A 24875-nucleotide genomic window follows, 5' to 3' on the forward strand; every position below is an offset into this window, starting at 1 on the left:
TGATGGTCAAAGGTGGATGGCCCAAGGTCTAAACGCCAGAAGACCGCGTACCGTCTCTCTCCTTTCCCACACCCCGACAACCCACATCCCACACCCTCCCCCGCGTAGACTCCAGCCATGCTCCAGAACCTCCTTTCCCGTCTGGACGATTCCGGCAACCTCATTCCGCGCTACACGCCGCCGCGCTGCCTGCTGGAACGTCAGGCGGTGGGCGGCTGCACCATCTGCCACGATGTCTGCCCCCACAACGCCGTCCTGACCGGGCTGGTGGGCATGTCCATCCAGTTCGATGCCGATGCCTGCACCGGCTGCGGCATCTGCGTGCAGGCGTGTCCCACCGGGGCGCTGGAATACAGCCTCCAGCCCACCCTGCAAAATGTGCGCGATCAGAAGGCCGAGGACGGCGTGGCGGCAGGCGAGGGCGAGGCCAGCCTGACCTGCCCCCAGTCCGGCGCGGGCGGCCCCCAACTGCCCTGCCTGGGCCGCGTGACCCCGGCACTGGTGTCGGCCTCGGGCGCGTGGGGCACGCCGCTCACGCTGATTCACGGCGAGTGTGAAACGTGCCCGGTGGGTGCGCCGGATGTTCCACAGCGCCTGGAAGCTGTGGTGATAGTGGCCCAGCAACTCCGCGCCGCCACAGGCAAACCCGCCCGCGTGACCGTGCGCGCCGCCACCCCAGAGGACACCGAGCGGGCCGTGCGCGTCTCCCGCCGGGGCGCATTCGGGGCGCTGTTCCGGGCGGGCAAGGCGCAACTGGCCCAGAGCATCCCCGAATCGCCCCTGCCCTTCGTGGACTGGAGCGAACCCGAGGAACGCACCCCCGAGGAGTGGAAGTGGCGCAGGCTGACCCTCAAGCCCGCGCCCGCCGCCGACGCTCCGGTTCACTGGCCCGCGCCCGTGGTGGACGACACCTGTATTGACTGTCCGGTGTGCCACAACGTCTGTCCCACCGACGCCATTGACCGCCAGATTCAGGACGACGGCGGCGTGAGCCTGCTGCTGAACCTGTCCGCCTGCACGGGCTGCATGGCCTGTCTGCGCTCCTGCCCGCCCCAGGCCATGCACGAGCAGGCCGACTGGCTGCCTGTCGCCTTCGCCGGGCCGATCCTGCTGCGCGAGGGCGAGAGCGTGATGTAACAGAGGGCGTCAAACGTTCTGAAGGTCCAACTGTCCAACTGCTAAAAAAGCAGGCGTTCAGATTGTTCGGCAGTCTGATCTTTTGACGATTCCACCCCTGTCCACCGTCCCCTCCGCTATCCTGCCTCCTGATGTCGCGTTTTCTGCCCCTGATGTGCCTGCTGCTGTGCGTGGGCGGCGCGCAGGTTCCAGTGGCGCAGGAGGCAGACCTGACTCTGCAACGCGAACCCGGCCTCAGCGCGGGCGTGCAGAAGGTTCTGCGCGGCCTGCCCCCCGGCGTGCGCGCAGGCGTGCTGGTGCAGGACTTGCAGACCGGGCGGGTGTTGCAGACCAGGCTGCCCGATGCGCCTTTTATCCCCGCCAGCGTGACCAAACTGGTGATGGCCTCGGCCATTCTGAACGAGCGCGGCGGCGCGGACGGCTGGTGGAGCGCCGAGTTGACCGTTCCTGCCGCGCAGATCGGGCAGGCGGGCGTGAAGGCCGTGACCCTGCGCGGCAGCGGCGATCCCACCCTGAGCGTGTCGGGCAGCGGGTACAGCCTGCGCGCCCTGGCAAAACAGGCGTATGCGCGCGGCCTGCGCGTGGTGGGTCAGGTGCGGCTGGACGACGCCCGGCTGGATTCGGCCACCTGGAAGGACGCCCCCATCGAGTTGCCCATGACGGCCCTGCGCCTCGCGGAGTGGCATGATGCGCCGCCGCCCAGTGCGGAGTCGGCCCACAGTCGGCTGGGCGCGGCATTGACCGCAGAGCTGCGCCGCGCCGGAATCAGGGTGACATCCGAACAGGTGGGAGGGGCTGCCCCCTTGAAGCCCTACCTCCCACTGCCGCGCACCGACGAGCAGGGCAGGCCGTTGCCCCCCGATCCGGTGGTCCCCGTGGACCGCCGCCCCGAACAGGCGGTGGCCAGTGTGCGGAGTGCGCCTGTGGCGAAGTTTCTGGCCGCCACGCTGCGCCCCAGCGACAACCTGAACGCCGAGGAACTGCTGGGCACGCTGGCCCTGCGCCCTGCCGCGAACGGTACGCTGTCCGGCGGACTGGCGCGCGAACGGGCCTACCTGGGCCGCATCGGCGTGGACCTCAGCGGCGTGGTGCTGGCCGATGGCAGCGGCCTGAGCCGTGAGGACCGCCTGACCCCCCGCGCCCTGGTGGACCTGCTGCGCGTGATGTACGAACTGCCGTATCCGCTGGCGGGCACGCCTGCTGAGGGTTCAGGCTTCCCTGATCAGGTCTACCGCCAGCGTCAGAACGCCTTTATCGAGGCGCTGCCCCAGGGCGGCACAGGGGAGAATGTTCCCGCCCACGACGGACGCGGCGGCACTCTGGCGCGGCGCTTTCTGGGAGCGGGCCTGGATGTGCGGGCCAAGACCGGCACGCTGCCCGGCGTCAGCAGTCTGGCCGGGTATGTCACGGCGAAAAGCGGGCACACCCTGGCGTTCGCCCTGATGATGAACGGCCCCCTGGACACCCCGATCCTGACCCTGCGCGCCCTGCTGGACGAGACCGTGGAAGTGCTGGCGGCGGAGAACTGAGCGGCGAGTAAAATAGACTCATGCGCCCCCTGCCCCTGCCCTTTCCCGACGAATCCGAAGCGCCGCACGTCACTGAACTGCGGTTCGCGGGCAGCGGCGTCACGGTGCGCGGGGCCTTTGAACTCAACGAATTCGCCACCCTGACCCCCGACAACCTGGAATTCCTGCGCCTGTACATCCGCGTGCGCGGCAATTTAAAGGAAGTGGAGCGCGTACTGGGCGTCAGTTACCCCACCGTGCGCGCCCGTTTCGACACCCTGCTGCGCGCCATCGGCTATGAACCCGAACTGGCCGATCCCCAGGCCGAGATTCTGAGCAGCCTGGAACGCGGCGAGATCACCCCGGACGAGGCGGCGCGCAAGCTGCGGCGTTAGTCGGGCTGGGTCACCCGGTTGTCCCAGCCAATGCCCCGCTCTGGCCCTAGACTTGGCGGTATGGAGTCCCGATGAGCGGTCTGGTCTGGCTGGCCCTGGACGGTGTGGGCCACCCCAGTGACGCTCCGCCCGGCAGCGTGTGGGAGGAGGAGTTACCCGCGCTGCGCCCGCTGATTGACGCCGGGGTGGCCCTGGACACCACCCTGGGTGTGCCCGGTCTACCCCAGTCTGGCACCGGCCAGAGCTGCTGGCTGACGGGCGTGGACGCGGTCCGCCTGATGGGCAAGAACGGCATGGGCGAACACTTCGGCCCGCATCCGGGGCCGACGCTGCAACGGCTGCTGCGCCAGTCCAGTCTGCCCGCGCGGCTGGAAGCGGCGGGTCTGCGCGCGGCCCTCGCCAACCATTACGTCCCCCAGTACCTGGAGGCCCAGGCCCGCCGCCCCCGCATGGGCTGTTTTCCCTTCTCGTTCACGGCTGCGGGCCTGCCCCTCAACCCGCCCGCCGTGCCGCCGCTGGGCGCGACGCTGGGCCTGGGCTACCGCGAACCCTGGACACCGGTTCAGACGCTCTCTGAGGTGGCTGGGGTGGGGCGCACGCTGGCAAAAGCTGCCCGCGAACATGACCTGATCGTGGCCGATCTGTGGTTCGGGGACCTGCTGGGCCACCTGGGGCGCGAGGCCGGGCCGTCGCCGGACGTTCGGACGGCAGCTTTCGGATATCTGGCCCGCGTGGACGCCCTGCTGTCCGGGCTGCTGGACGGCGGGGCGAGGGTGGTCATCGGCAGCGATCATGGCAATCTGGAAGACCTGAACACCAAATCCCACACCGTCGCGCGGGTGCCTTTTGCCGGAGCGGGCGTCGATCTGGGCGCGGCAAGGAATGTGGTGGAGGCCGGACAGATCATCGCCGGGTGGTTCGGCCTGGGTTCCGTTGAGAACGGGCAATCCCGCCCACCTCTGCCCCTGACCTGAAAGTTATCCACAATTTTATCCACAGGGCTTGTGGACAAGTTGTGGATAAGCCAGAGGTTCCATAGGTGACAAGCAAGCATTTTATGCGTCCTGTACGATCTTGAGGGCTGTATTGCAGGGCGTTCCACGGCCCTCAAAGTTATCCACAGGCTCCCGTTTCACTGTGGATAACTCAGGGGCTGGTGGCCCGGACGGCCCCGATAAATGCCGCCACTTTTGCCGGATCCTTCACGCCAGGACGGGCTTCAAGCTGGCTGACCGCGTCCACGCAGGCGGGCTGCAAGACACGGATGGCCCCGGCCACGTTCCACGGCCCCAGCCCTCCGGCCAGCCACGCCCCGGCGGGAAACGTTTCACGCAGGCTTTCCCAGTCCAGGGGGACGCCGCCGCCCGGTTGAGGAGCGTCTACCATCAGGGTCACGGTGGGCACACTGGCCCAGACCTCTGCCCTGGCCCCCAGATCGGCAGGGCGCAGCACGCGCAGCACCGGGTAGAAGTCGGCCACCGCGCGCACAAAGATGTCAGAGAGGGGGCCGTGCAGTTGCACCGCCGACATTCGAGCTGCCTCCGCCGTCCGCAGCACCTCGTCCAGGCCCTGATCCAGAAACACGCCCACGCGGCTCACCGCTGGCCCCACGCTCAGGCTGGCTGCCCGCGCTACCTGCGGCGACACCAGCCGCTTGCTGATCGGCGCGAAGATAAAGCCCAGGGCGTCGGCACCAGCCTGCGCGGCCTGCACGGCGTCCTCCACGGAGGTGGTGCCGCAGATTTTGATCCGGGCCGTGGGGTGTGGGGTATGGGGTGTGGGGTCAGCCATTGCGGCCCTCCAGCGCCTCTATCCGGGCTTCCAGATCGCGGTTTTTCTGGAGCAACGCCAGCAGCAGCAGGGCGTAGTGGTCATACAGTTTGGGGCGCTCCATGCGGTAATCGCCCGCCATCCAGCCGTTCAGCAATCTCTCGGCCTCCCGCAGCACCTCGTCGGCGGGCACCTCGCGAAAGCCCCGCTGGCCGATGATCTCGCGGGCAAAGTTCAGTTCACGTTCGGGATCGGGGCGCTCAGACATACCTTCCATTCTGAAGGCTGAAGCTGGAACGCGCACAGCGCGTCGGCAGCGCCCGTGTCAGGTCCGCCCCCGCGTTTACCAGCCCAGGTCCGGCGGGGTCACGATCTGATCGGCGGGCAGATCACTGAACAGGGTGTAGGTCAGGGTGTAGGTGCCGGGAATCACACGGCTGAGCAGAATGGCGTCGCCGTCCACGCGCGGCTGCACGTTCGCCAGACTCGGCCCCTGGAGTTGCAGCGGGCCGCGCACGGCGGGGGTGCTGCCGCCCGTGGGCAGCGGATCGATCAGGCGAACGTTTTCCAGCGTGCTGTCTACGGTGAAGACCAGCGTGACCGCGTAGTTCTGTGCGCCCGCGTTCACATTCTTGGTCAGGCTGGCCCGCGCGCCGTTCTGCACCGTGCGGGTCACGTTCGCCCCGGCTGGACTCTGCACCCGCGCGGTGCCGGTGGTCCGCAGGCCCACGGGGTCCAGCACGGCCTCGGCGGTGTCGCTGCGGCACACGCGCACCGGCAGTTTCAGCCGCAGCGGCTGGCCCCCGCTGAAGTCGCCCGAGGTTTCCAGCGGGTAATCGCTGGTCCAGCCGGTGGGCAGGTTCAGCTTCAGGCGGCCCGGCAGGCGGTATGGGAAGTCGGTGCGGGCGCTGGCGGTCAGTTGCGTCACGTCGCAGGCGTTCACGATGTCGGGGGCGGTGATCAGCGTCACGTCGGTCAGCACCCGGTACTCGATGGTCACCTTGCCCGCCACGCCGTCAGTCACTCGGCCCGGCAACGGCGGCGTGAAGGTGCTGCCCGGAATCGGTGTGGGCTTGACCGGGTAATCGCCGGGCGAGAGCGGCACATTGGCCGGGGTGTTCAGGGTGCGCCCGGCCACCTCGAAGGGCACGCCGGTCAGGGGGATGCGCTGATCGCCGTAGATCGCCACGGCGTCCACCGCCAGTTGCCCTTCCGGTGCGCGGGCCACGAAACGGATCTTGGTGAAGCCCGGCTGGTAGCGCACCTCGCTGGGCGAGACGATGTTCCCGGTCCCCTGCAAGATGCTGGAACTGATCGGCACGTAGCCGGGCGGCAGTTGCGGGCGCACCGCGCTCTCGCCCACCAGCGTGTAGGACGCCCCCGGAATTGGGCGGCCCTGCGGGTCCACCACATCCACCAGCAACTGGTTGTCGATTCTGGCCCCGGTGGGAGGGTTGAAACCGCCCACGCGCGCCGTGACCGGTTGATCATTTAAACGGAACGAGTAGCGCACCGAGTTGCTGTACTGCTTGGTGGTGGGCAGCACCCGGATAAAGACCTGCCACTCGCCCACCATCTCGGGCGTGATGGTAAAGCGGTCCGTGGCGGTCTTGCCGTTGTCGCTGGGCGTCAGGTTCGCGCGCTTGCCTCCCGGCTGTACCACGAAGGTCTCGGCTTCCTGCGGGCCGTCGATGTCGTAGTTCAGGATGCCCACCGTCTTGCCCACCCAGTCGGGCGTGACATTCAGGCGGGCGGCCAGCAACGGCTCGGGCGTGTTGCTGCGGGCGTTGACCGTGAAGTCACTGGTCTCCAGCGCAAACGGCGAGGCTACCCGCAGCGCGTAGGAATTCTTGCCGTCGCCCTTGCTGTTGACCCGCAACGTGTACGTCCCGGCCCCCAGGCCACCCGCAAAAAAACTGTCCCAGGTGTGTGCGCGGTTCTGCCCGTACCTGCGCTCGGCCACCGTGCCGCCGGGGCCGACCAGGGTGAAGGTGGTGGTGAACGCCTCGTTTTTCTTATACAGCTCGTCGCCGAAGTACCCCGCCGCGCGCCGCCCGTCCACGTAATCGGCCAGATTGAAGGTGGGCGAGTAGATCTCCAGCCCCAGCGGCTTCCCGGCGTCCTGCGGCAGCACGCGAATGGTGTAGCTTTCCACGTCCTGAATCCACTTCTCGCCCACCGACACCAGCGGCAGCAGGCCCCCCACCGGGCTGCCCCCCTCGGTCTGGGCCAGGGCCGGAGCAGCGCCCATCAACAGGGCGGCGAGAAGCGTCAGATGGGCAGAGAACCGGCGGGGGAAGACGTTGGGCATGACTGCAAAAAGCATACACGCCCCACCGCACGCGCCGCCGCATGGCCCGCGCTAGCATCAATGTCACCATGCTCTACGCACGCGCCCACGCCCGCACGTCCGCCGCCGCCCTGAGCGGCAACCTTCAGGCCCTGTCCCGCCGCGCCGGGGTGCCGCTGCTGTTGCCCGTCAAGGCCGACGCCTACGGCCACGGGCTGGACATTGTGGCGCGCATCGCCGCCCGGCATCCCGACGTGTGGGGGCTGGCGGTGGCGACGCCGCAGGAGGCCGGAACGCTGGCGGCCCTCAACCCCGGCAAGCCCATCGTGCTGCTCACGCCGCCGCGCCCCGCCGAGGTTCCGGTGCTGGCCGATCTGGGCGTGCGCCTGCCCGTCGCCTCGCTGGCCGAGGCCGAGGCCCTGCCTCCCCACGCCCGCGCGCATCTGAAGATAGACACGGGCATGAACCGCCTGGGTGCGCGTCCCGAGGACGCCGTGCGAATCGGGCAGCGGCTGGCCGAGCGCGGCGTGCTGGAGGGCGCGTACACCCATTTCGCCACCTCCGACGAGCCGGATCTGGAGTTTGCCTGGGAGCAGTTCCGGCGCTTTCAGGGCGTGCTGGCCGAACTGCCTCCCGTGCTGGCACATGCCTCCAACGGCGGCGGCATCCTGAGTCTGGGCAAGCTGCCGGGGATGGGGCTGGCGCGGCCCGGTCTGGCGTCCTACGGCTTTGCACCACCGCACCTGAAAGACGTGCTGCCCCTGACCCCGATCATGACCCTGGACGCCGAGATCACGCACCTGCACACTGCCCGTGCGGGCGAGAGCGTCAGCTACGGCGGGTTGTGGCACGCCCCGCGCGACACCTTGCTGGCGACGGTGGGTTTCGGCTACGCCGACGGCATGCCGCGCAACGCCACGGGTCAGGCGCAGGTCACGGTGGCCGGGGAGCGCCGCGCGGTGGTGGGCCGCATCTGCATGGACCAGTGCATGGTGGACGTGACCGATTTGCAGGTGGAGGTGGGCGATTCCGTGCGTTTCTGGGGACCGGAAGGGATCACGGTGGGCGACGTGGCCGGATGGGGCGGCACCAACGAATATGAAGTGTTGACGGGTCTGGGCGCGCGTGTGGAGCGGCTGGCCGAGGCGTGAGCCTGACCCTGCGTGACCATCTCGCCGCTGCCGTGCAGACTCTGCGTGTGGCGGGGGTGCCCTCGCCGGAAGTGGACGCGCGGGCGCTGGTGCTGCGCGCGCTGAACCTCTCGACCACAGCCTTTCTGCTGCGCGGATCAGCGGAGGTGGCTGGGGCTGACGCTGAACGTCTGGCTGAATTGTTAGGACAACGGGCCGCGCGGGTGCCGCTTCAACACCTGCTGGGAATGGTGGACTGGGGTGGCGTGCAGCTCCGCGTAGACGGGCGGGCGCTGATTCCCAGGCCGGAAACAGAGTGGCTGTTGCATCTGGCGCTGGCCGATCTGGAAGGCGTGACTGTGCCGCGCGTGGTGGATGTCGGCACGGGAACGGGAGCGCTGGCGCTGGGCGTCAAGGCGACGAGGCCAGATGCGGAGGTGCTGGGAGTGGACCTCAGTTGCGAGGCTCTGGCGTTGGCAGGGGAGAACGCGGCGCTGAACGGTCTAGACGTGGCGTTCGTCGAGAGCGATCTGCTGACCGATATGCCCGGCCCCTTCGATCTGATCCTCGCTAACCTCCCGTATCTGCCCGACGCTGACCGCGCCTACGCTGAGCCGGAGGTCAAGCACGATCCTGACCTGGCCCTGTATTCCGGCCCGGATGGTCTGACCCTGGCCCGCCGTCTGATTCCGCAGGCCCATGCCGCTCTGGCCCCGGTGGGCCTGCTCTGGCTGGAACTGGACCCGCGCAACGCTCCCGCCTACGCCGCCGAACTGCGCTCTCAAGGCTGGGCCGCCACGCTGCACGCGGACCTGACGGGCCGGGAACGCTTCGTGCGGGCCGAACGATGGCCCTCACCCTGAAGTGAGACAATGCGCGCCGTATGAGCGACCCGGCCTCCGAACCCAATTCCGCCGCAATTCCACCTAAAAAAGCCCGTGCGCGCGTTCCCAAGACGGTCTGGGACCTGGTTTTTACTTTTGGGATTCCCATTCTGATTCTCAGCCCCAACATTCTGGGCAGCGGCATCAGCGTGGCCGACTTCGTGGGCGGCGAGAAAGCGGGCGGCGTTCCAGGACTGGGTTCGGCCAATGTCCGCGCCTATCTGCTGGCCGCCCTGATTCCAGTGGTCTACGTCCTGTGGGACATCCTTAAAAACAAGAACCTGAGTCCCGTGGCCCTGATCGGCGGGGCGGGGGCAATCTTCGGCGGGGCGCTGGCCTTCTGGTATGTGGACGGTTTCTGGTACGCCATCAAGGACAGCGCGCGGTCTTACCTGACGGGCATCCTGTTTCTGATCAGCGCGGCCACTTCCGTGCCGCTGTTCCGCGTGTTTCTGGACGCCGCCAGCATCGGCGAGAAGCCCGAGGACCGCGCCGCCACCCAGCAGGCCATGCGCGATCCGGGCGTTCACCGGGGGCTGGTGCTGGGGACCATCGTGTTCGCGGTGGTGGACCTGATCGGCGGCGTGGTGAACAGCATCGTCAACTATGACCGCGTGGTTGCCAAATTTGGCAGCGAGGAATTCAACGGTCAGGTGGCCGCCGTGAACGCCATCATGCGGATACCGGGGCTGGTGATCAGTCTGGTGGGCGTCTTCGCCGCCATCTGGTTCGTGCAGCGCGCCGTCAAGGTCCGTTTCGGGCCGGAGGCCAGCTTGCTGGAACCTGCCAAGCTGGCCGCCGCCATGCGCGAACGCGGCGAGGTCCGGGGGGAACAGGCCGGGCCAGCCTGACCCCAACGCTACGAGAGGCCGATGCGCCAGCCGAAGTCAGGGCTGGCGCATCTTCAATCTGGAGTTGGAGCGCTTGCCCGTTCCCGCTCCTCATACACGTCCGCGTATTTCACCCTCAGCGCGTCGGCGCTGGCGCGCGGGACCATCTCGCGGATGTCGCCGCCGTAGCTGGCGATCTCGCGGACCATGCTGCTGGACACGAAACTCCAGCGGGTGGCGGCCATGATGAACACGGTTTCCACCTCGCCAAGCTGGCGGTTCAGGTGCGCGATCTGCAACTCGTACTCGTAGTCGCTGACTGCCCGCAACCCGCGCAGGATGATCCCCTTCTGCTCCTGCGCCATGTAGTCCACCAGCAGCCCGCCGAAGGAATCCACGCCGACGTTGTCCAGGTGCCCGGTGGCGGTCCGCAGGATGTCCAGCCGCTCGTCCAGCGTGAACAGGTGCCGCCCCTGCTTGCGGGCGTTGTGCATCACCGTCACGGTCACGGAGTCGAAGATGCGGCTGGCGCGGGTCAGCACGTCCATGTGCCCGCTGGTGATGGGGTCAAACGATCCGGGAAAGACGGCTTTCATGCGTCCGTTACTTTATCCGCCGCCGCCTGCCTGTGGTAGAGGGTCAGGCTGTTACTGCCGTACTCGCGGACCTCGCGCACGAAGCCGGGATGATCCGGGAGTTCCAGACGGTCCGGGTGCTGGCAGATCAGCAGACCACCCGCCGCCACGATGTCGCTGTCCAGCAGTTGTGCGGTGAGCGCGGGAATATTAGCCTCATACGGCGGATCGCTGAACACGATGTCGAAGCTTCCCAGCCGGGCAAGCAGTTTCTGCGACTCCCCGCGAATGATCCGCACGCGCAATTCCAGCGCGCGGGCGTTCGTTTCCAGTGCCTTGACGGCGCGGGTGTCCTGCTCGATCAGCGTGACCGTGTAGCCCCGGCTGGCCGCCTCCAGTCCGATTGCGCCGCTGCCGCCGTGCAGATCGATAAATGTTCCGTCTGGCGCACGGGCCGCCAGCAGATCGAACAGGCTCTTGCGGATGCGTGCGCCGCTGGGACGGGCACTGTCGGGTACCTTCAGGCTGCGGCCCCGTGCGCTGCCGCCCAGAATCCGCAGGCTCAAAGCAGGCTCCTCGCCGCGCGTCTCATGGCGTCAGATCCCCATACGCCTCAAGCCCGTCCAGCGCCCCCCGCTCCAGCAGCCAGTCTTCCTCCTGCTTCTGGGCCTGCCCGGATTGCACCAGACGGTTCAGCTCGGCCTCCACGCGCTGGGAGACGCGGCGCAGGGGCATCTGGGCTGCGCCCTCCACGCCGCGCCAGCTTAAAAAGCTGCGGTGAAAGGCGGGCAGGGCGTCCAGACCGACGCGGGTTTCCAGTTCGCGCCAGGACAGAGGGGGGGTGTCATCAGTCATCTCGCCTGTTCTACCCTGCCCGGCCCGCCGGGTACAATGGCCCCATGAGCGAACCGCTGCCGCCGGACCCCAGCGACGCAGGCCCCAGCGATGGGCCGGAGCTTCCCGGCATCCTGCCGCAGGAGCTGGAAGCGCTGGGCGGTCAACTGGTCTGGCGCATCGGCAAGGACGAGGTCAGCGACGACGTGATCGTGCGGCTGGGCTACGCCTCGGCCACGCCGCGTTTCGCCCACCTGCCCAGGCTCCGTAGTGCCAACGATGCCGATCTGCTGCTGGCCGTGAACGAGGGGCGCGTGGTGATCGAGTGGGTAGATTGACCCTGCCCGTCCCCCCGGTGACCCCTCTGGTGGCCCTGTGATCATTGAGGCCGGGCGACACTTCACCCTGCATGCCCCCGGTTCCCCCGAGGACACGCTGGCCTTCGTGCGTGACCCGGCCCGCGCCCTGTCGCGCCTGCATTTCCTGCGCGGATTGAATGTCCAGGGCAATCAGGTGCGCGGCGAACTGCTGGTGCCCCTGCCCGTGCTGGGCGAGGCCGATCTGCCTTTCCTGTGCATCCTGGCCCACACCCCCGACGGCGCGACGCTGACGCCCCAGCCCATCGACGGCGAGCGCGCCTGGGTAGAGGTGACCGGACAGGCCCAGGTGATGGAGGGTGCGCAGGCCGCCCAGGGCGGCGAAACGCGGGTGGAGGTGGCCTTCAACTTCCTGTTCCGCGCCCACCTCGCCACCCCCGATGCCCAGGGCTGGGGCGGCGCGGCCTTCGAGAAGATGGTCCGCGCCGCCGCTGGCCGCACGCTGGAACGCGTGACACAGGAGTTGCCCGAGGGCCTGCGCGAGGCGCTGGAAGCAGGCTGAAATTCCTGTCCCAAGCATCAAAAAAAGGGGCAGGCCAATCGGCTCGCCCCTTTCCCGTCTGTCTGAATTGAACGTTACTCTTCGGGAAAGTCCATCGTGCGGGCGTCGCTCCATAGCCCTTCCAGGTCGTAATACTCGCGGGCTTCCTTGGTCATGATATGCACCACGATGCTGCCGAAGGACAGCAGCAGCCAGCGCTCGCTGGGGCCTTCGACGCTGGGGCGCGTCAGCCCGGCTTCCATCGCCTTGATACGGACATTTTCCTGCACGGCGTTGAGCTGCAACCCGGCGGTGGCGGTGCAGATCACGAAGTATTCCAGCGTGCTGCTCACGTCCGAGAGGTCCAGCACGCGCACGTCCTCGGCGCGGCGTTCGCGGGCGGCGTCCACGATGGCGCGGAGCTGGCTCTGGTCCAGTTGGCGGGCAGAAGGTTTGGCGGCGGTGTTCGGCTTGGTGTTCAGGGTCATGGGGTCTCCGTGGGGGGTGGGGTGCTGGGCGCTGGTAAAGCACTGGGCGCAATGGGCGGCGGTGCCTTCAGTTGGGCGTAAGGAAAGAGCGCCGCGAGATGTTCGCGGGCGTCCACACCCAGCAGGATACCAACCTCGCCCGCCTCAACCGGGAAACGCTCACCCTGGAGGCGCGGCATTCCCAGCAGATCGGCCAGCGCGCCCGCGTCGGCCACGTCCTGGTCGGTAAAGACCTGACTGGCCTCGCGGCTGGTGGGGGCCACGCGTACCTGCACCCGCGTGTAGCCCAGAGTGTTCAGGGCGCGTTCCACAGCCCCGCCCAGTCCCGCGCCGCTGGCGTCCACCACGCTGACTTTCACGTTCGGTGTGGGCGAGGTGGGCGTGGGCTGATCGCCCCACAGCTTCCCGAGTTGCTCGCGGTTGACCGCCAGATTGAAGCTGCCGCGAATGGTGTCGGTGGGCAGCGTGGCAAAGCTGAGCTTGAGGTTGGACAGGTACGGGCGCAGCGCCGTGAGCAGTTCGGGATCGGCGTTGGTCTCTACCCCGTTGCCGATGCCGCCCAGAATGGTGGGCAGCGCCGCCAGCCCGCGCGGACTGCGCAGTTTGGCCGCCAGTTGCGCCAGCGCCTGCTTCTGGTGATCGATCCGTCCGTAATCGTCCCCGAAGCCCTTGCGGACGCGCAGGTACAGCACGGCCTGTTTGCCGTCCAGATGGTGCGGTCCCGCCGCCAGCTTCAGATCGACTCCGGCAGCTTTATCCACCCACTCGATCCCGCCTTCCGGCACGGTCACGTCCAGGCCGCCCAGCGCGTCGATCACCCGCTCGGCGTAATCGGTGCGGACCACCACGTAGGAATCTACCCGCTCGCCCACCACCGTTTCCACCGCGCGGGTCAGCGCTTCCGGGCCGCCGGAGCCGTAACGGCTGTTGACCTTCTGAATGCTGGGGCGCTCCTTGGGGTCAAAGGGGCCGACGTTGGTGTCGCGCGGAATGTTCAGCACCCGCACGCGCGAGCCGTCCACCTTGACCAGCATCAGCGTGTCGGTGTTGGGCGGCTCCAGCGCCCCTTTGGGGTTGTCCTGATCCTTGCAGGGCTGGTGGTAATAGCAGTACACGATGTCGCGCCCCGCCAGCAGCACCGTGAACTGCGGCGCGGTCCCGGCACCCAGCGCCAGCCGGGACGCCCCGCCTGCCCCCTGAAGCAGGGCCAGCCCTCCCAGCGACAGCGCCGCCAGACTGAGGCCAAAGGTCTGTGCGGCACGCAGCCGCGCCAGTGGGCGGTTGGGCACGGGCGGTCTGGGTGGGGAAGGAGCCGTCACCGGAAAGCGGGGGTGGCTGCGGGCTGAACCGGAGGGCTATCAACTGGGGGGCTGGCCGCCAGATGGGCGCAGCACGGCAGCGCGTGGTACGAGCGCAGCGTGCGCGGATGCACCGTGATGCCCTTGCCCTGAAGGTAGGTCACCTTGGAGATGATGGCTTTTTCCAGTGCCTTGTTCAGGTCTTGCAGCGCCAGATCACGGATGTCGGCGTTGACCCCACGTCCGGGTTCGGAGACGTCGGCGATGTACACGCACTGGGCCACGGGGTTGCCGCCGCGCGGGCCGGTGGTGTGGTCCTCGACGGCCTCCAGCACCACCAGGTCCGCGTAGCCCCAGCGCTCCAGCAGCGTGCGCCCGGCCCGGCCATGCAGCGCCAGCGGATGCAGCCCATCAATCTCGCATTCCGGCGGTGCGAGGCGCAGCAGCTCGGCGTCCGGCAGGTCACGGGCGATGTCGTGCAGGATGCCTGCCGCATAGGCCCGCCCCACATCCAGCCCGTTGGCCGCCGCGATCCGGGCCGCCAGCTCGGCCACCCGCACGACATGCTCGTAGCGCCGTGGCCTGACCATCAGCCGCACGCGCTCCTCCCACCCGGTCCAGGCAGTGGGATGGGCGTGCTGCGTTAGAACGTGGGCAATCACAAGGACAATCGCCGGGCCTTTTGGCCACTCCTCCACATCATTGGCACACTATACGCCGCTCTGCTGACGGAGAGTTGACCTGAGTGACAGTCTGACTGTGTTCTGGACTCACCCTCGCCTCATAAAAACGCTTTCGTAATGCGCGTTCTGGCCCCTCTTCTCATGTTGGGCCGCACTCTTCTGCGACGTCCGCGTGTTCAGGGCACGCTGACGGGGGTGACCTGCTCCACGCTCAGGCTCACGGTGACATTTTCCAGGGCCTGCGCGCCCGCTGGCAGGTCCAGCCGTACTGGGGCGCTGTAGCTGCCGGGGCGGTAGACCACCGTGCCGCTGATCTCGCGCAGGCGGGCCAGCAGATCGGGAGCGGCCACCACCCGCACGCTGCTGGGCTGGACGCTGCGGGCCGTGACCTTCAACCCTGCGGGCGGGGCGTTCAGGGTCACGGGCAGGGTCTTGATCGGCAGTTCCCCGGTGTCCAGGCGGCGCACCGTGACCGTGGCCGGGTTGGTCTGGAGGCCCTCGACAGGCTGCCCCGCCTCGTCCAGCGCGATCAGCGGCACCTCCCGCTCGGAGGCGGCTCCCAGGCTCTCCGGGCTGGTCACCAGTTTCGAGACCTGCACGATCACCCGTCCGGGGCCAGTGACGCGGGCCTCGGACGGCGTGACCACGTAACGCGGCAGGCTGGCCTCCGGCGGCGTGACCACGCTCAGGACGATGGGCAGCGTGCGGGTCAGTTGCGTGTCCACGAAGCCCTGCACGGTGTCGGGCGATTTGCGGCTGACCGTGGTGCCGTTCGGCGCGGCCACGGCCACGGGCCGGGTAAAGCTGCCCTCGGGCGCGCCGGTCACGTCCACGATGGCCTCGATATTCCCGGCGCGCAGCTCGCGCAGCCGCTCGGGCCGCCCGGAGAGGGTCACGCGCACCGTGCCCGGATTCAGGTCGCTGGTGGCGCGGGTGCCCTCGCCGCGCCCACCCGTCGTGTCGCGCACGGTCACCGGCACGTCGTAGCCCTGCTCCACGTTGGCCCGGCGGTCCGCCGTCGCCACGAACCACAGCGTCACCGCCACCACCACCGCCAGCAGCTTTGGCCCCAGATTGTGGATGCTGCGCCCCCAGGCGTAACGCGGCTCCAGCCAGCGTCGCCAGGAGGGTGGTTCCTGCAAGGGCGAGCTGGAATCGCCGCCGCTCACAAGCTCTCCTTGTGGATCTCGGGGCGGGGTTCAGAGCGGGACCTGCTTTCCGGCCTGACCTCCTCCTCTTCCGGCTCCTGCGCCGTTTCTGGAGATGTGGCCTTGCCCGGCACAGGGGGGCGGCCCGCCGGGTAGTCGTAGACCAGTTCGCGCAGTTGCTCACGCAATTCGGTGCCGTTCAGGTCCGGTCCCAGGCGTCCGGCCAGCGCAATTCGCATGCTGCCGCGCTCCTCGCTGACCACCAGCACCACCGCGTCAGTCAGTTCCGACAGGCCAATCGCGGCGCGGTGGCGGGTGCCGTAACGGCGGTAGGTGCCGTCGGCGGGTTGCAGCGGAAACAGGCAGCCCGCCGCCACCACGCGCGCGCCCAGCAGGATGATGCCGCCGTCGTGCAGCGGCGCGTTGCGGGCAAACAGCGCCTCCAGAAACGGCACGCTGACCAGCGCGTCGATGTTCACCCCCGTCTCGGCGTACTCGCCCAGCGGCGTGCGGCGCTCGATGGCGATCAGCGCGCCGGTCTTGCGCTCGGCCAGTCGTTCCATCGCGCGGGCCAGATCCTGCAAGGCGGCCCCGCTGGCGCTGGCGTCACGCCCACGTGGGCGGCCCACCCGTTCCAGCGCGGCGCGTAACTCTGGCTGAAACAGCACCAGCAGAGCAAAGATGCCCACCGTCCCGGCCCGGCCCAGCAGGAAGCTGAGGGTGGTCAGCCCCAGCAGTTGCGCCGCCACCCACACGCCCGCGAAGACCAGAATCCCGCGCACCACGTTCACCGCCCGCGTTCCAGCCACCAGCAGATACGCCTGATAGATCAGAAACGCCACCACGACAATGTCCAGCACATCCTGGGCACCAATCTGGCCGAACGGGGTAGTCATAAGAGGAACGGCGGACTCCTTAAGAAAAAATTGCGGGCGAGAAGACGGAACAGGCGGGTTGCACGCCTACTATACGGTCTGCCCGCATTTCACTTTTCTGAAGCTCTTTCTGGAGGACCACCCATGAACATCCGTTTTCTCGGCCACAGCACCTTTTTGCTCCAGAGCGGCGATCACCGCCTGCTGATCGATCCGTTTATTACTGGCAATCCCAAATCCCCGGTCACGCTGGAAGAGGCCCTGACCTGGAAACTGAGCGCCGTGCTGATCAGCCACGCGCACGGCGATCACTGGGGCGACGCGCTGGCCTTCGGCAAGGCGGGGACGCCGATCATCGCCACTGCCGAGATCGGGGGCTACGCGCAGAAGCATGGCGCGGTGAATGCTGTCGGAATGAATATTGGCGGCACCTATGCCACCGACTGGGGCAAGCTGACCCTGACTCCTGCGTGGCACAGCAGCTCCTTTCCCGATGGCACCTACGGCGGCATGCCCACCGGACTGGTGATCGAGATGGGCGGCAAGCGGGTCTACTTTGCCGGGGACACCTGCCTGTTTTCCGACATGCGGCTGATCGGGGACCGGGGCCTGGACGCCGCGATTCTGCCCGTGGGCGATCACTACACGATGGGGCCGGAGGAAGCCGCCCGCGCGCTGGAACTGCTGCGCCCGAAAGTCGCCATTCCCATGCACTTCGGCACCATGCCGACCCTGACTGGCGATCCCCACATCTTCAAGCGGGGCGGCGAGGCGCAGGGCGTGGACGTGCGGATTCTGGAGCCGGGGAAAACGACGGAAATCTGAGAAAACTTGTCGCCGTCAGCTTTCCACCAGATGCGACTGCACGGCGATATCCCCGTAAACCTCGGTCTGCTCCACGCTGAATTCGCCCTCCTTGACACCTTCGAGGAGGGCGGCGAAGTAGGTCGCCTGCTCGTTCCAGTTCTGCGCGGGCAGGCCCCGGAAGGTGAAGTGGTGCAGGCGGGTTCCGAAAGCGCGCAGGGCGTGCAGGGCGTCGGCCAGGGTCAGGCGGTCCCGCGAGAGCAGCGGCGTGTCCACCTGCCGCACGGCATTCTGCGCGGCGCGCACCAGTTTTGCCAGACTGCCCGCCGGGTTGCGCGGGCGTTCGCGGCGCGGCAGGTCCAGCGTGACGGGCCGGGCCGCGATCAGGCCCTCGCGTTCGCGGCGGCGGGCCATCAGAAAGCCCACCAGTTCGTCCAGTTCGGCCAGCGCCTCGACGCCTTCCAGCAAAACGTCAAGCAGTTCGTCGGGGGCGTCCTCGTGCCACGCCTCCGGCTCGGGCTGGGGCAGCAGCAGGCGGGCTTTCAGGGCAATGACGGTGGCCAGGGTGGGCAGCAGATCGGGGTGCGCCTCGGCAAAGCTGCCTCCGGTCAACCGCTGCACCCAGGCCAGCACGCCGCGCGTCAGCGTCAGCAGGCCCACTTCCTGCGGCAAGACTCGCCCGGCCCGCAACGCGGAGGCGAGTTCGGCCAGCGTGCCAGCAAAGACCGGCAACTCCACCACGAAGCCGCCAGAGGGCGAGAGGGTCAAGACTCCGCCCTCACAACTTCAGCCCTCACAGCTTCAGAAAGCCCACCTTCTCGCGCACTTCTGCCATCACGGGCGCGGCGATGGCGCGGGCTTCCTTCGCACCCTGTGCCAGCGCGTCGCGGATGTCGTCCGGGTGCTGGGCCAGTTCCGCCGCCCGCTCCTGAATGGGGGAGAGGGCCACTGTCACGCCTTCCATCAGCTTCTTCTTGCAGTCCACGCAGCCGATCCCGGCGCGGCGGCATTCCACATTCACCATCTCAATAATGGGCAGGTCTGAAAACAGCTTGTGGTAATCGAAGATCAGGCACACGTCGGGGTTGCCGGGGTCCGTGCGGCGCACGCGGGCCGGATCGGTGGGGGCGGCGCGCAGCTTCTGCCACACGGCGTCCAGCGGCTCCAGCAGGCCCAGCGTGCTGTTCTCGCCCTTACTCTTGCTCATCTTGCCGTGGCCGTCCACACCGGGAATCCGCAGGGCGTCCTTGTTGTACACCGCTTTGGGTTCGGGGAAGGTCTCGCCGAAGGTGTGGTTGAACCGCCGGGCGATCTCGCGGGTCAGCTCGATGTGCTGGGTCTGATCCTCGCCCACGGGCACGGTGTCGGCCTTGTACAGCAGGATGTCGGCGGCCATCAGCACCGGGTACATCAGCAGCCCGGCTGGAACGCTCTCTAACTGGCCGGCCTTGTCCTTGTACTGGGTCATGCGTTCCAGCTCGCCCACTGGGGTCAGGTTGGTGAAGATCCAGCTCAGCTCCTGATGCTCGGGGACGTGCGACTGCACAAAAAAGACCACCTTGCTGGGGTCCAGACCTACCGCGAAGTTCGCCAGCGCCATTTCAAAGGTGCGCTGGGCCAGCAGTCTGGGATCAAACGCCGCCGGATTGGTCAGCGCGTGCAGGTCCACCACGCAGTAGATGCTGTTCTTGCCGTACTGCTCGCCCAGCGAGACGTAATTGCGCATCGCCCCAAAGTAGTTGCCGATATGGGGCTGACCCGTGGGCTGAATTCCTGAAAAGACACGCGACATAACAGGGGGCATTCTAGCGGGCCGGGGCTGGCCGCTCTGCGGGACTGGCGCAACGGTCTGGACTGGCAGCAACTGGACTGGCAGCAAAAGAAAACAGGCAACCCATTCGCGGGCTGCCTGTTCTGGAAAGAGAAGGGTTCAGGGACTGGCGGGGGTCGCTGGCGTCGTGTCGGTAGCTGGGGGCGTGGTGCTGTCGATGGGGGCAGTATCCGCAGGCGCGGCGTCTGTAGGAGCCGTGTCTGTAGGCGCGGTGTCCGTGGGCGCAGTGTCCGTGGGAGCGGCCCCGGCAGGAGCGGCGGAATCCGGCGTACCGGGCGCGGCGCTATCCGGGGTTGCCGGGGTGGCGGGCGTGCCAGGAGTCGCGGGCGCACCCGGCGCGGGCGTCGTCGGCTTGGGTTCGGCGGCGGCTACGCGCTTGGCCTGGGCAGCCAGCACCTTTTCCAGGTTGTCGGTGGGCTTCAGGGTGGCGACTTCTTTGGTCACGAAAGCCTGTCCGGCCTCGCCCTTCTTGGTGGCCAGCACCTGCGGCTCAATCTGGGCACGCACCGCGCTCAGGGGTTGGGTCACGGCCTGCTTCAGATCGGTGGCGTACAGCACCGAGAAGCGGTCCCCGACTTTCACCACGTCGCTCAGGCTGCCCTCGCCCGCGTCCTTGAGGGTCTTGGCCCCAAAGACGGCGGCTTCCAGTTCGGGACTCAGTTTACTGTCGCCAGCCGTCACAGAACCGCGCTCACTGACGGTGCCCCCGGCCTTGCCCGCTGCCGCCGTGAAATCGCCGCCCTTCCAGTCGGCGCGGAAGGCCAGCGCCTGATTGCGGTCACGGAAGCTGGCCTCGCTGACGGTGGCGCTGGCGGGGATCTCGAACTGCTTCTTGTTCTGATCGTAATACGCCTGCAAGTCGGCGTCGCTGACCTTCACGTCACGCGCGCCGTAGGCGGCCAGACCCTGCGCGATGTTCTGGCGGGTGCCGGTCAGGTCCAGTTTCAGCTTCTCGGCAATGGCGGGCGCAGCGTAGGTCTGGATCAGGCCCTGCGTCACCTGCGGCTTCAGAATCCCGTTGACCAGACCGGCAGCCTGTTCGGGCGGCACCTGCTGAAGCAGAGAGGAGAACTGCTGGTTGCTGACCACGCCTTCCACCACGTCCGAGTACGGTATGTCCTTGCCCGCGACGGTGGCGACGGTGGGGTTCTCGGTCTTCCAGTTGGGGTCGGTGTACACGATCTTGGCATCTTTCTGAAGGCCGTCCAGCCAGCTTTCCAGCGCGGCGTTTTCCTTCTGGGTCTTCAGGGCGGCCATGATGTCGGTTTTGGCCTCATCGAAGGGCTTGGGAGCGGGCGGCAGGAATTTCTCGACCTTCACGATGTAGAACTTGCCGCCGCTGGTGACCACATCGGTCAGGCCGCCATTTGTGAGGGCGAAGGCCGCCGCTCCCACTTCTGCGGGCAGGGCCACCAGGGCCACCGGGCGGGGCACACCGTTCTCTATGGGGCCGAGTGCGCCGCCCCGGTCCTTGTTCTCGGTGCTGTTGGCCGAGGCCAGGGCTGCGAAATCCGCCCCACCCTTGACCTGGGCCAGCAGCGCCGCAGCTTTGGCCTTGTCGGCCACCACGATCTGGCGGCCCTGGATACGGGCGTCGCTCTGGAAGGCTTCAGGGTTCAGGTCGTAGTACAGCTTCGCCTCGGCGTCGGTGGGGACGGGGGCGGCCTTCTTGATTTCCTCTACCTTGCGCTGAACGGCAAGCTGCTCGCCCACCGACTCGCGGTATCCGGCGTCGGTCAGACCCGCACTTTGCAGGGCGTCGGTCCACGCCTTGTTGTCCTTGAAGTTGTTGGCCTCACGGACCTTGGTGACCTCGGCGTTCACGTCGTTGCGGCTGACCTTGATGTCCTGGGCCGCCGCCGTGACCAGCGCCTGCTGAATCTGGCTGGCCACCACCACGGTCTTGAAATCGTCGCCCAGCACGCCCGTGTCGGTGCTGCTCAGAACCTGGTTGCCCCGGCGGGCCTGATCCAGTTCCTCGGCGGTGATGGTCTTCCCGTTGACGGTCAGGGCGGGCGTGCCAGTCGTCTTGTTGCCGCTAAACAGCCCGGCGATATTGGGGGTGAACTGGTAGGCCATGCCGACCACCAGAAGCAGGGCCAGCACGATCAGCATGACGTTGGTGACTTTCTTTCGGTTCACTTGATCTCCTTAAATATTGGTGCTAGCGTACATGCCCTGCATGCACTCGTAGCTCAGGTGGATAGAGCGTTGGCCTCCGAAGCCAAAGGCCACTGGTTCAAGTCCAGTCGAGTGCACCACGTCCAGAAATTCGCCACCCTGCGGGGTGGTTTTTTCGTGGCCCAGGTTTGTTGAGCGCAGATTTGTTCGGCGCAGGGGTCCAGCAAAGACAGGTCCAGCAAACACACGCGCAAGAGTCTAGCATGCAAGGTTAAACGGGCGTGAAGCCGCGAAGTGCGTTGTGGGGCCTGTTTTTGGCCGCCTTCATTCATCTGGAGGACAGGTGGCAGCCCCGCCCTGTACGCTGGAAGGCATGAGCGATCCCACCTCCGGTTCCAACGTTCCGTCCAGCGGTCTGCTGGGTCTGCTGCCCCGTCTGCCCGGCAGTTACGATGGCCCCCAGACGCCCGAAACGGCCCCCTACGCCCTGGTCGGCGTGGGCGAGGGCACGCTGGCCGCCCACCTGCTGCAAGCGCTGGCCCTACCCAGCCTGACCCGCACCGGAACCCAGTTCGTCCTGAGCAGTCCCGACGCTGGGGCCGCCGCCACCGATTACGCCGATCTGGCTGAAGTGGCCGGGGCCACCGCCCGCCGCATCAGCACCGGGGGCCGCCCCGACGAGATCGATGTGCTGGTGCCGGGGGGGCCGCTCTCTACCTATCACTTCGCACAGGCGGTGGCCTACGCCAGCGGTCACGCCGAGGAAGCCCAGGCCGCCGACGCCGCGCTGACCGATCTGGCCGCCCGCTGCTCCCCGAATATCGAAGAGAACAACCCCGCCCGCGATCTGGCCTGGAGCCTGTGGGGCCGCACGCCGCTGCTGCTGGCGGCCAGCGACGCCGACGCCCTGCCGCACGCGTGGCAGCAACTGCTGGCCCGCACCGGCAAGACGCTGGCCGTACCGCTGCTGGGTGACATTCTGCCCCTGGCCAGTGGGGCTTTCGACGCCCGCCACGAGCAGGGCGACGCCAAGGTGGCCCTGATCCTGGGCGATACCGATCCGGCCCTGCTGCTGGCCCGCGAGATTCTGGATTCGCGCATCGACGAGATCATCCACGTTCCGGCCCCGAACGGCGCGCAGGGCTATCCCGCCGCGCTGGCGCTGTGGTATTTCGGCGCGTGGGTGGCTGCTTATCTGGCCGAGCGTTACGGGGCCGAACCGGCAGACCCTGTCGTGCTGGCCCGCGCCCAGGCGGGTCTGAGCGGCGAGGGCGGCAGCGAGGCCACGGGCGACCTGCGCCTGAGTGCCCCCCGCGACGACCTGCGCCGCACCCGCGTGGAAGAGGATCTGCCCGGCTGGGAGGGTGACGGGGATGACGACGATTCCGACGACGACGTGGACGGTTTCGAGGACCCGGATGACCGCGAGGAGGACTGAGCAGAGCGCTCTTTTCTGCGGACAGGCACTGCGGCGAGGCGGCATTGAGTTCGCGCCTCTCCCGCTCCGCCTCCTGAAAGCGTTTCCTGGAGCGAGTTCAGCCATTTCCTGAAGGCGGGTGTGTTCCACGTCAGGGCGCTATCATGCGAGACGTGCGGCTGCTGTTGATCTCTGACATCCACGCCAACAACACTGCACTCGGGGCGGTGCTGAAGGACGCGTCCTCGCGCCGTTACGATCAGGTGATCCACCTGGGTGACGCGCTGGGCTACGGCCCCAATCCGCGTGAGGTGCTGGACGTGCTGCGTGATCTGGACGCCGTCTGCATCATGGGCAACCACGATCAGATGCTGCTGGAATATGTGGACGGCAAGCGGGCCACCCGCGACAGCGTGGTCTCGCTGGCCTTGCGCTGGCAGATCGAGCGTTTATCTGAGCGCGATATCGGCTGGGTCCGCACCTGGCGCGACGGCATCGACGACCCGGATGTGGGCGCGCGTTACCGCCACGGCACCCCGGTCAGTCTGGACGACTACACCGATTCGGTGGCGGCGGCCCGTGAGGTCTTCGGGCAGTGGCAGGGTCGCCTGGGCTTCGTGGGCCACACCCACGTTCCCGCCGTATATGCCACCCTGAACGCCCCCACTGGCGAGTGGATCAAGGGCCAACTGTTCCACGACGGCGGCAGTTACATGGTCCCGCCCACCACCCGCGTGATCCTCAACCCCGGCAGCGTGGGCCAGCCGCGCGACGGCAATCCCAGGGCCAGTTACGCCATCTACGACACGGCCCGCTCTCACTTCGAGGTTTTCCGCGTGGCCTACGACATCCCCCGCGCCCAGGAAGCCTCATTGGAGGCTGGGCTGCCGCAGGTGCTGGCGGCGCGGCTGGCGGTGGGGAAGTGAGGGGTGTGGGCTGTGGGTCGTGGGCTGTGGGGCAGAGATTTTGCCGTCTCCTGAGCGTTGCGAATGCCTCCTTTGGGGAAATTGATCTGACCCGCCCTATCACCGTCTTTTCCTACAACCCACAACCCACACCCCACAGCCCGGCATGATCCTGCACGCCTCCCTGATCGAACAGGCCGACGCCTTTAGCGGCAACGCGCTGCTGCTGACCGGTCCGGCGCGGGTGGGCAAACTGGCCGTGGCCTGGGCCATCGCGGCGGCCCAGAACTGCCAGGGGGCGCGCGGCATGGACGGCGAGGCGTGCGGGGTGTGCCGCTCGTGTCTGGCGCTGGCGGCGGGGGCGCACCCGGACGTGCTGCTGGTGGAGCCGCGCGCCACCACCGCCACCGGCAAGGCGGCGCGGCGCAAACTGATTCCCATCGGCGCGGTGCTGCGGGAGCGCGACAAGACCCGCGAGTACGAGACGCACATCTATGAATTTCTGGAGGTTCGGCCCAGCTTTGCCCGCCGCGTGGTGATCGTGGGCGGCGCGGAACACCTGGGGCCGGAGGCCGCCAACGCCCTGCTCAAGCTGGTGGAGGAACCCCCGCACCGCGCCCTGTTCCTGTTTCTGGCCGAGGACCGCCGTTCGGTGCTGCCCACCATCGTCAGCCGCAGCGCCCGTCTGGGGGTGGCTCCGCTGCCCGATCACACCATCGAGTCGGCGCTGATCCGCTCCGGGCACGAGGCCGACGCCGAACTGGTGGCCTTTGCCGCCGGACGCGCGGGCGTGCTGGCCGATCTGGACGGCGTGCGCGGCGCGCTGGAAGACGCCCGCGAGCTGGACAACTCGCTGGGCGTGGGCCTGCTGAGCGCGCTGGAAGCCGCCGAACGGCTGGAAAAGCGCTTCGATCCGGCGTGGCACCCCGAAGCGTTGCGCTTCACCTGGCGGCAGCGCCCCGCCCACGAGCGAGCCCGTGCCGACACCGCACTGGACGCCCTGCAAAGCGCGCTGGAAGCCTACGCCAGCCCCAGCCTCAGCTTCCAGGTGTTCGCCCTGAACGTGCGCGAGGCGTTCGGCCTGAGCTGAAGGC

At 67.8% G+C, this 24875-nt stretch carries 27 protein-coding genes and 1 tRNA gene; 14 read left to right on the forward strand and 14 right to left on the reverse strand.

Annotated elements, in window-relative coordinates:
* The first annotated feature begins 117 nt into the window (after positions 1–117).
* From BOO71_RS19185 to BOO71_RS19200, 4 genes are all read left to right on the forward strand, one after another.
* On the forward strand, positions 118–1137 hold the full coding sequence (locus tag BOO71_RS19185) for a 4Fe-4S binding protein (protein WP_075835082.1): 1020 nt from the start codon (positions 118–120) through the stop codon (positions 1135–1137).
* Between the two features lie 131 nt (positions 1138–1268).
* Positions 1269–2666 carry a D-alanyl-D-alanine carboxypeptidase/D-alanyl-D-alanine-endopeptidase gene (locus tag BOO71_RS19190; RefSeq protein WP_075835084.1) on the forward strand — a complete coding sequence of 466 codons (1398 nt, stop codon included), beginning with the start codon at positions 1269–1271 and terminating at the stop codon, positions 2664–2666.
* 20 nt (positions 2667–2686) lie between these two features.
* Entirely contained in the window at positions 2687–3040 is a 354-nt protein-coding gene (locus tag BOO71_RS19195) for a DUF2089 domain-containing protein (RefSeq protein WP_075835086.1), read from the forward strand.
* A 71-nt stretch (positions 3041–3111) separates the two neighbouring features.
* On the forward strand, positions 3112–4014 hold the full coding sequence (locus BOO71_RS19200) for a metalloenzyme domain protein (RefSeq protein ID WP_075835088.1): 903 nt from the start codon (positions 3112–3114) through the stop codon (positions 4012–4014).
* Between the two features lie 172 nt (positions 4015–4186).
* Here the strand turns inward: BOO71_RS19200 and BOO71_RS19205 are convergent, their stop codons facing one another.
* From BOO71_RS19205 to BOO71_RS19215, 3 genes are all read right to left on the reverse strand, one after another.
* The gene (locus tag BOO71_RS19205; RefSeq protein WP_075835090.1) at positions 4187–4831 is read right to left on the reverse strand and encodes a phosphoribosylanthranilate isomerase; all 645 of its coding nucleotides are present in this window, start codon (positions 4829–4831) and stop codon (positions 4187–4189) included.
* Positions 4824–5078, reverse strand: a complete 255-nt coding sequence (locus BOO71_RS19210; protein WP_075835092.1) for a hypothetical protein — start codon at positions 5076–5078, stop codon at positions 4824–4826. The genes BOO71_RS19205 and BOO71_RS19210 overlap by 8 nt, the downstream gene beginning before the upstream one ends.
* 75 nt (positions 5079–5153) lie before the next feature.
* The gene (locus BOO71_RS19215) at positions 5154–7121 is read right to left on the reverse strand and encodes a hypothetical protein (RefSeq protein ID WP_139323057.1); all 1968 of its coding nucleotides are present in this window, start codon (positions 7119–7121) and stop codon (positions 5154–5156) included.
* 41 nt (positions 7122–7162) lie between these two features.
* Between BOO71_RS19215 and alr the strand changes: the two genes are divergently transcribed.
* Genes alr through BOO71_RS19230 form a run of 3 tightly spaced genes read left to right on the forward strand, consistent with a single transcriptional unit; the run spans position 7163 to position 9965 of the window.
* On the forward strand, positions 7163–8251 hold the full coding sequence (gene alr, locus BOO71_RS19220) for an alanine racemase (protein WP_139323058.1): 1089 nt from the start codon (positions 7163–7165) through the stop codon (positions 8249–8251).
* Positions 8252–8253: 2 nt separating this feature from the next.
* Positions 8254–9093, forward strand: a complete 840-nt coding sequence (prmC, locus tag BOO71_RS19225; protein WP_075835172.1) for a peptide chain release factor N(5)-glutamine methyltransferase — start codon at positions 8254–8256, stop codon at positions 9091–9093.
* Positions 9094–9113: 20 nt separating this feature from the next.
* The gene (locus BOO71_RS19230) at positions 9114–9965 is read left to right on the forward strand and encodes a VC0807 family protein (protein ID WP_075835095.1); all 852 of its coding nucleotides are present in this window, start codon (positions 9114–9116) and stop codon (positions 9963–9965) included.
* Between the two features lie 53 nt (positions 9966–10018).
* Here BOO71_RS19230 and coaD read toward each other — a convergent pair whose 3' ends face one another.
* From coaD to BOO71_RS19245, 3 genes are read right to left on the reverse strand one after another with little or no spacing between them, the layout of a single operon-like run.
* A complete protein-coding gene (coaD, locus tag BOO71_RS19235; protein ID WP_075835097.1) occupies positions 10019–10540 on the reverse strand; it encodes a pantetheine-phosphate adenylyltransferase in 522 nt (173 codons plus the stop codon).
* Positions 10537–11085 carry an RsmD family RNA methyltransferase gene (locus BOO71_RS19240; protein ID WP_075835099.1) on the reverse strand — a complete coding sequence of 183 codons (549 nt, stop codon included), beginning with the start codon at positions 11083–11085 and terminating at the stop codon, positions 10537–10539. The genes coaD and BOO71_RS19240 overlap by 4 nt, the downstream gene beginning before the upstream one ends.
* Before the next feature lie 22 nt (positions 11086–11107).
* Positions 11108–11374, reverse strand: coding sequence for a hypothetical protein (locus tag BOO71_RS19245; RefSeq protein ID WP_075835101.1), 267 nt, complete (start codon positions 11372–11374; stop codon positions 11108–11110).
* Between the two features lie 44 nt (positions 11375–11418).
* Here BOO71_RS19245 and BOO71_RS19250 point away from each other — a divergent pair, with 44 nt between their 5' ends.
* Together BOO71_RS19250 and BOO71_RS19255 are read left to right on the forward strand one after the other, a co-directional pair.
* Positions 11419–11691 (forward strand): DUF3248 domain-containing protein, encoded by a 273-nt coding sequence (locus BOO71_RS19250; RefSeq protein WP_075835103.1) that lies wholly within the window; start codon positions 11419–11421, stop codon positions 11689–11691.
* Between the two features lie 37 nt (positions 11692–11728).
* Entirely contained in the window at positions 11729–12232 is a 504-nt protein-coding gene (locus tag BOO71_RS19255; RefSeq protein ID WP_075835105.1) for a DUF3809 domain-containing protein, read from the forward strand.
* 74 nt (positions 12233–12306) lie between these two features.
* On the opposite strand, the gene rsfS is transcribed toward BOO71_RS19255, so the two are convergent.
* The 5 genes from rsfS to cdaA form a co-directional block, all read right to left on the reverse strand.
* Positions 12307–12699: a ribosome silencing factor gene (gene rsfS / locus BOO71_RS19260; protein WP_075835107.1), complete on the reverse strand. Its 393-nt coding sequence runs from the start codon at positions 12697–12699 to the stop codon at positions 12307–12309.
* Positions 12696–13988: an LCP family protein gene (locus tag BOO71_RS19265; RefSeq protein ID WP_254843220.1), complete on the reverse strand. Its 1293-nt coding sequence runs from the start codon at positions 13986–13988 to the stop codon at positions 12696–12698. The genes rsfS and BOO71_RS19265 overlap by 4 nt, the downstream gene beginning before the upstream one ends.
* Positions 13989–14014: 26 nt before the next feature.
* Positions 14015–14587 (reverse strand): bis(5'-nucleosyl)-tetraphosphatase (symmetrical) YqeK, encoded by a 573-nt coding sequence (yqeK, locus tag BOO71_RS19270; RefSeq protein WP_083653658.1) that lies wholly within the window; start codon positions 14585–14587, stop codon positions 14015–14017.
* 269 nt (positions 14588–14856) lie between these two features.
* Positions 14857–15849 carry a CdaR family protein gene (locus tag BOO71_RS19275; RefSeq protein ID WP_254843221.1) on the reverse strand — a complete coding sequence of 331 codons (993 nt, stop codon included), beginning with the start codon at positions 15847–15849 and terminating at the stop codon, positions 14857–14859.
* Positions 15846–16724 carry a diadenylate cyclase CdaA gene (gene cdaA / locus BOO71_RS19280; protein ID WP_075835111.1) on the reverse strand — a complete coding sequence of 293 codons (879 nt, stop codon included), beginning with the start codon at positions 16722–16724 and terminating at the stop codon, positions 15846–15848. Before cdaA ends, BOO71_RS19275 begins: the two co-directional genes overlap by 4 nt.
* A 123-nt stretch (positions 16725–16847) precedes the next feature.
* Between cdaA and BOO71_RS19285 the strand changes: the two genes are divergently transcribed.
* Complete coding sequence (locus BOO71_RS19285; protein WP_075835113.1) at positions 16848–17528, forward strand: metal-dependent hydrolase; 681 nt, start codon at positions 16848–16850, stop codon at positions 17526–17528.
* Positions 17529–17543: 15 nt separating this feature from the next.
* On the opposite strand, the gene BOO71_RS19290 is transcribed toward BOO71_RS19285, so the two are convergent.
* The 3 genes from BOO71_RS19290 to BOO71_RS19300 form a co-directional block, all read right to left on the reverse strand.
* Entirely contained in the window at positions 17544–18275 is a 732-nt protein-coding gene (locus BOO71_RS19290; RefSeq protein WP_083653657.1) for a segregation and condensation protein A, read from the reverse strand.
* Positions 18276–18300: 25 nt separating this feature from the next.
* Positions 18301–19299, reverse strand: a complete 999-nt coding sequence (gene trpS, locus BOO71_RS19295) for a tryptophan--tRNA ligase (RefSeq protein WP_075835115.1) — start codon at positions 19297–19299, stop codon at positions 18301–18303.
* Between the two features lie 138 nt (positions 19300–19437).
* Positions 19438–21480 carry a peptidylprolyl isomerase gene (locus tag BOO71_RS19300; protein WP_075835117.1) on the reverse strand — a complete coding sequence of 681 codons (2043 nt, stop codon included), beginning with the start codon at positions 21478–21480 and terminating at the stop codon, positions 19438–19440.
* Between the two features lie 42 nt (positions 21481–21522).
* Here BOO71_RS19300 and BOO71_RS19305 point away from each other — a divergent pair.
* The 4 genes from BOO71_RS19305 (at position 21523) to BOO71_RS19320 (ending at position 24871) form a co-directional block, all read left to right on the forward strand.
* A tRNA-Arg gene (locus BOO71_RS19305) sits at positions 21523–21599 on the forward strand.
* 233 nt (positions 21600–21832) lie between these two features.
* On the forward strand, positions 21833–22897 hold the full coding sequence (locus BOO71_RS19310; protein WP_075835119.1) for an SIS domain-containing protein: 1065 nt from the start codon (positions 21833–21835) through the stop codon (positions 22895–22897).
* Between the two features lie 143 nt (positions 22898–23040).
* On the forward strand, positions 23041–23802 hold the full coding sequence (locus tag BOO71_RS19315; RefSeq protein WP_075835121.1) for a metallophosphoesterase family protein: 762 nt from the start codon (positions 23041–23043) through the stop codon (positions 23800–23802).
* 145 nt (positions 23803–23947) lie between these two features.
* Entirely contained in the window at positions 23948–24871 is a 924-nt protein-coding gene (locus BOO71_RS19320; protein WP_075835123.1) for a DNA polymerase III, read from the forward strand.
* Positions 24872–24875 lie beyond the last annotated feature (4 nt).

It is taken from the genome of Deinococcus marmoris (genome assembly GCF_001949125.1).
GTDB lineage: Bacteria > Deinococcota > Deinococci > Deinococcales > Deinococcaceae > Deinococcus > Deinococcus marmoris_A.

Excerpts from the sequence above, each read along its gene's own strand:
- BOO71_RS19190 (WP_075835084.1), top strand. The coding sequence starts at position 1,269 with ATGTCGCGTTTTCTGCCCCTGATGTGCCTGCTGCTGTGCGTGGGCGGC.
- BOO71_RS19205 (WP_075835090.1), bottom strand. The coding sequence starts at position 4,831 with ATGGCTGACCCCACACCCCATACCCCACACCCCACGGCCCGGATCAAA.
- BOO71_RS19185 (WP_075835082.1), top strand. The coding sequence starts at position 118 with ATGCTCCAGAACCTCCTTTCCCGTCTGGACGATTCCGGCAACCTCATT.
- trpS (WP_075835115.1), bottom strand. The coding sequence starts at position 19,299 with ATGTCGCGTGTCTTTTCAGGAATTCAGCCCACGGGTCAGCCCCATATC.
- BOO71_RS19320 (WP_075835123.1), top strand. The coding sequence starts at position 23,948 with ATGATCCTGCACGCCTCCCTGATCGAACAGGCCGACGCCTTTAGCGGC.
- BOO71_RS19310 (WP_075835119.1), top strand. The coding sequence starts at position 21,833 with ATGAGCGATCCCACCTCCGGTTCCAACGTTCCGTCCAGCGGTCTGCTG.
- alr (WP_139323058.1), top strand. The coding sequence starts at position 7,163 with ATGGCCCGCGCTAGCATCAATGTCACCATGCTCTACGCACGCGCCCAC.
- coaD (WP_075835097.1), bottom strand. The coding sequence starts at position 10,540 with ATGAAAGCCGTCTTTCCCGGATCGTTTGACCCCATCACCAGCGGGCAC.
- BOO71_RS19315 (WP_075835121.1), top strand. The coding sequence starts at position 23,041 with ATGCGAGACGTGCGGCTGCTGTTGATCTCTGACATCCACGCCAACAAC.
- BOO71_RS19210 (WP_075835092.1), bottom strand. The coding sequence starts at position 5,078 with ATGTCTGAGCGCCCCGATCCCGAACGTGAACTGAACTTTGCCCGCGAG.
- yqeK (WP_083653658.1), bottom strand. The coding sequence starts at position 14,587 with ATGGTCAGGCCACGGCGCTACGAGCATGTCGTGCGGGTGGCCGAGCTG.
- BOO71_RS19230 (WP_075835095.1), top strand. The coding sequence starts at position 9,114 with ATGAGCGACCCGGCCTCCGAACCCAATTCCGCCGCAATTCCACCTAAA.
- BOO71_RS19215 (WP_139323057.1), bottom strand. The coding sequence starts at position 7,121 with ATGCCCAACGTCTTCCCCCGCCGGTTCTCTGCCCATCTGACGCTTCTC.
- BOO71_RS19195 (WP_075835086.1), top strand. The coding sequence starts at position 2,687 with ATGCGCCCCCTGCCCCTGCCCTTTCCCGACGAATCCGAAGCGCCGCAC.
- cdaA (WP_075835111.1), bottom strand. The coding sequence starts at position 16,724 with ATGACTACCCCGTTCGGCCAGATTGGTGCCCAGGATGTGCTGGACATT.
- BOO71_RS19200 (WP_075835088.1), top strand. The coding sequence starts at position 3,112 with ATGAGCGGTCTGGTCTGGCTGGCCCTGGACGGTGTGGGCCACCCCAGT.
- rsfS (WP_075835107.1), bottom strand. The coding sequence starts at position 12,699 with ATGACCCTGAACACCAAGCCGAACACCGCCGCCAAACCTTCTGCCCGC.
- BOO71_RS19285 (WP_075835113.1), top strand. The coding sequence starts at position 16,848 with ATGAACATCCGTTTTCTCGGCCACAGCACCTTTTTGCTCCAGAGCGGC.
- BOO71_RS19250 (WP_075835103.1), top strand. The coding sequence starts at position 11,419 with ATGAGCGAACCGCTGCCGCCGGACCCCAGCGACGCAGGCCCCAGCGAT.
- BOO71_RS19245 (WP_075835101.1), bottom strand. The coding sequence starts at position 11,374 with ATGACTGATGACACCCCCCCTCTGTCCTGGCGCGAACTGGAAACCCGC.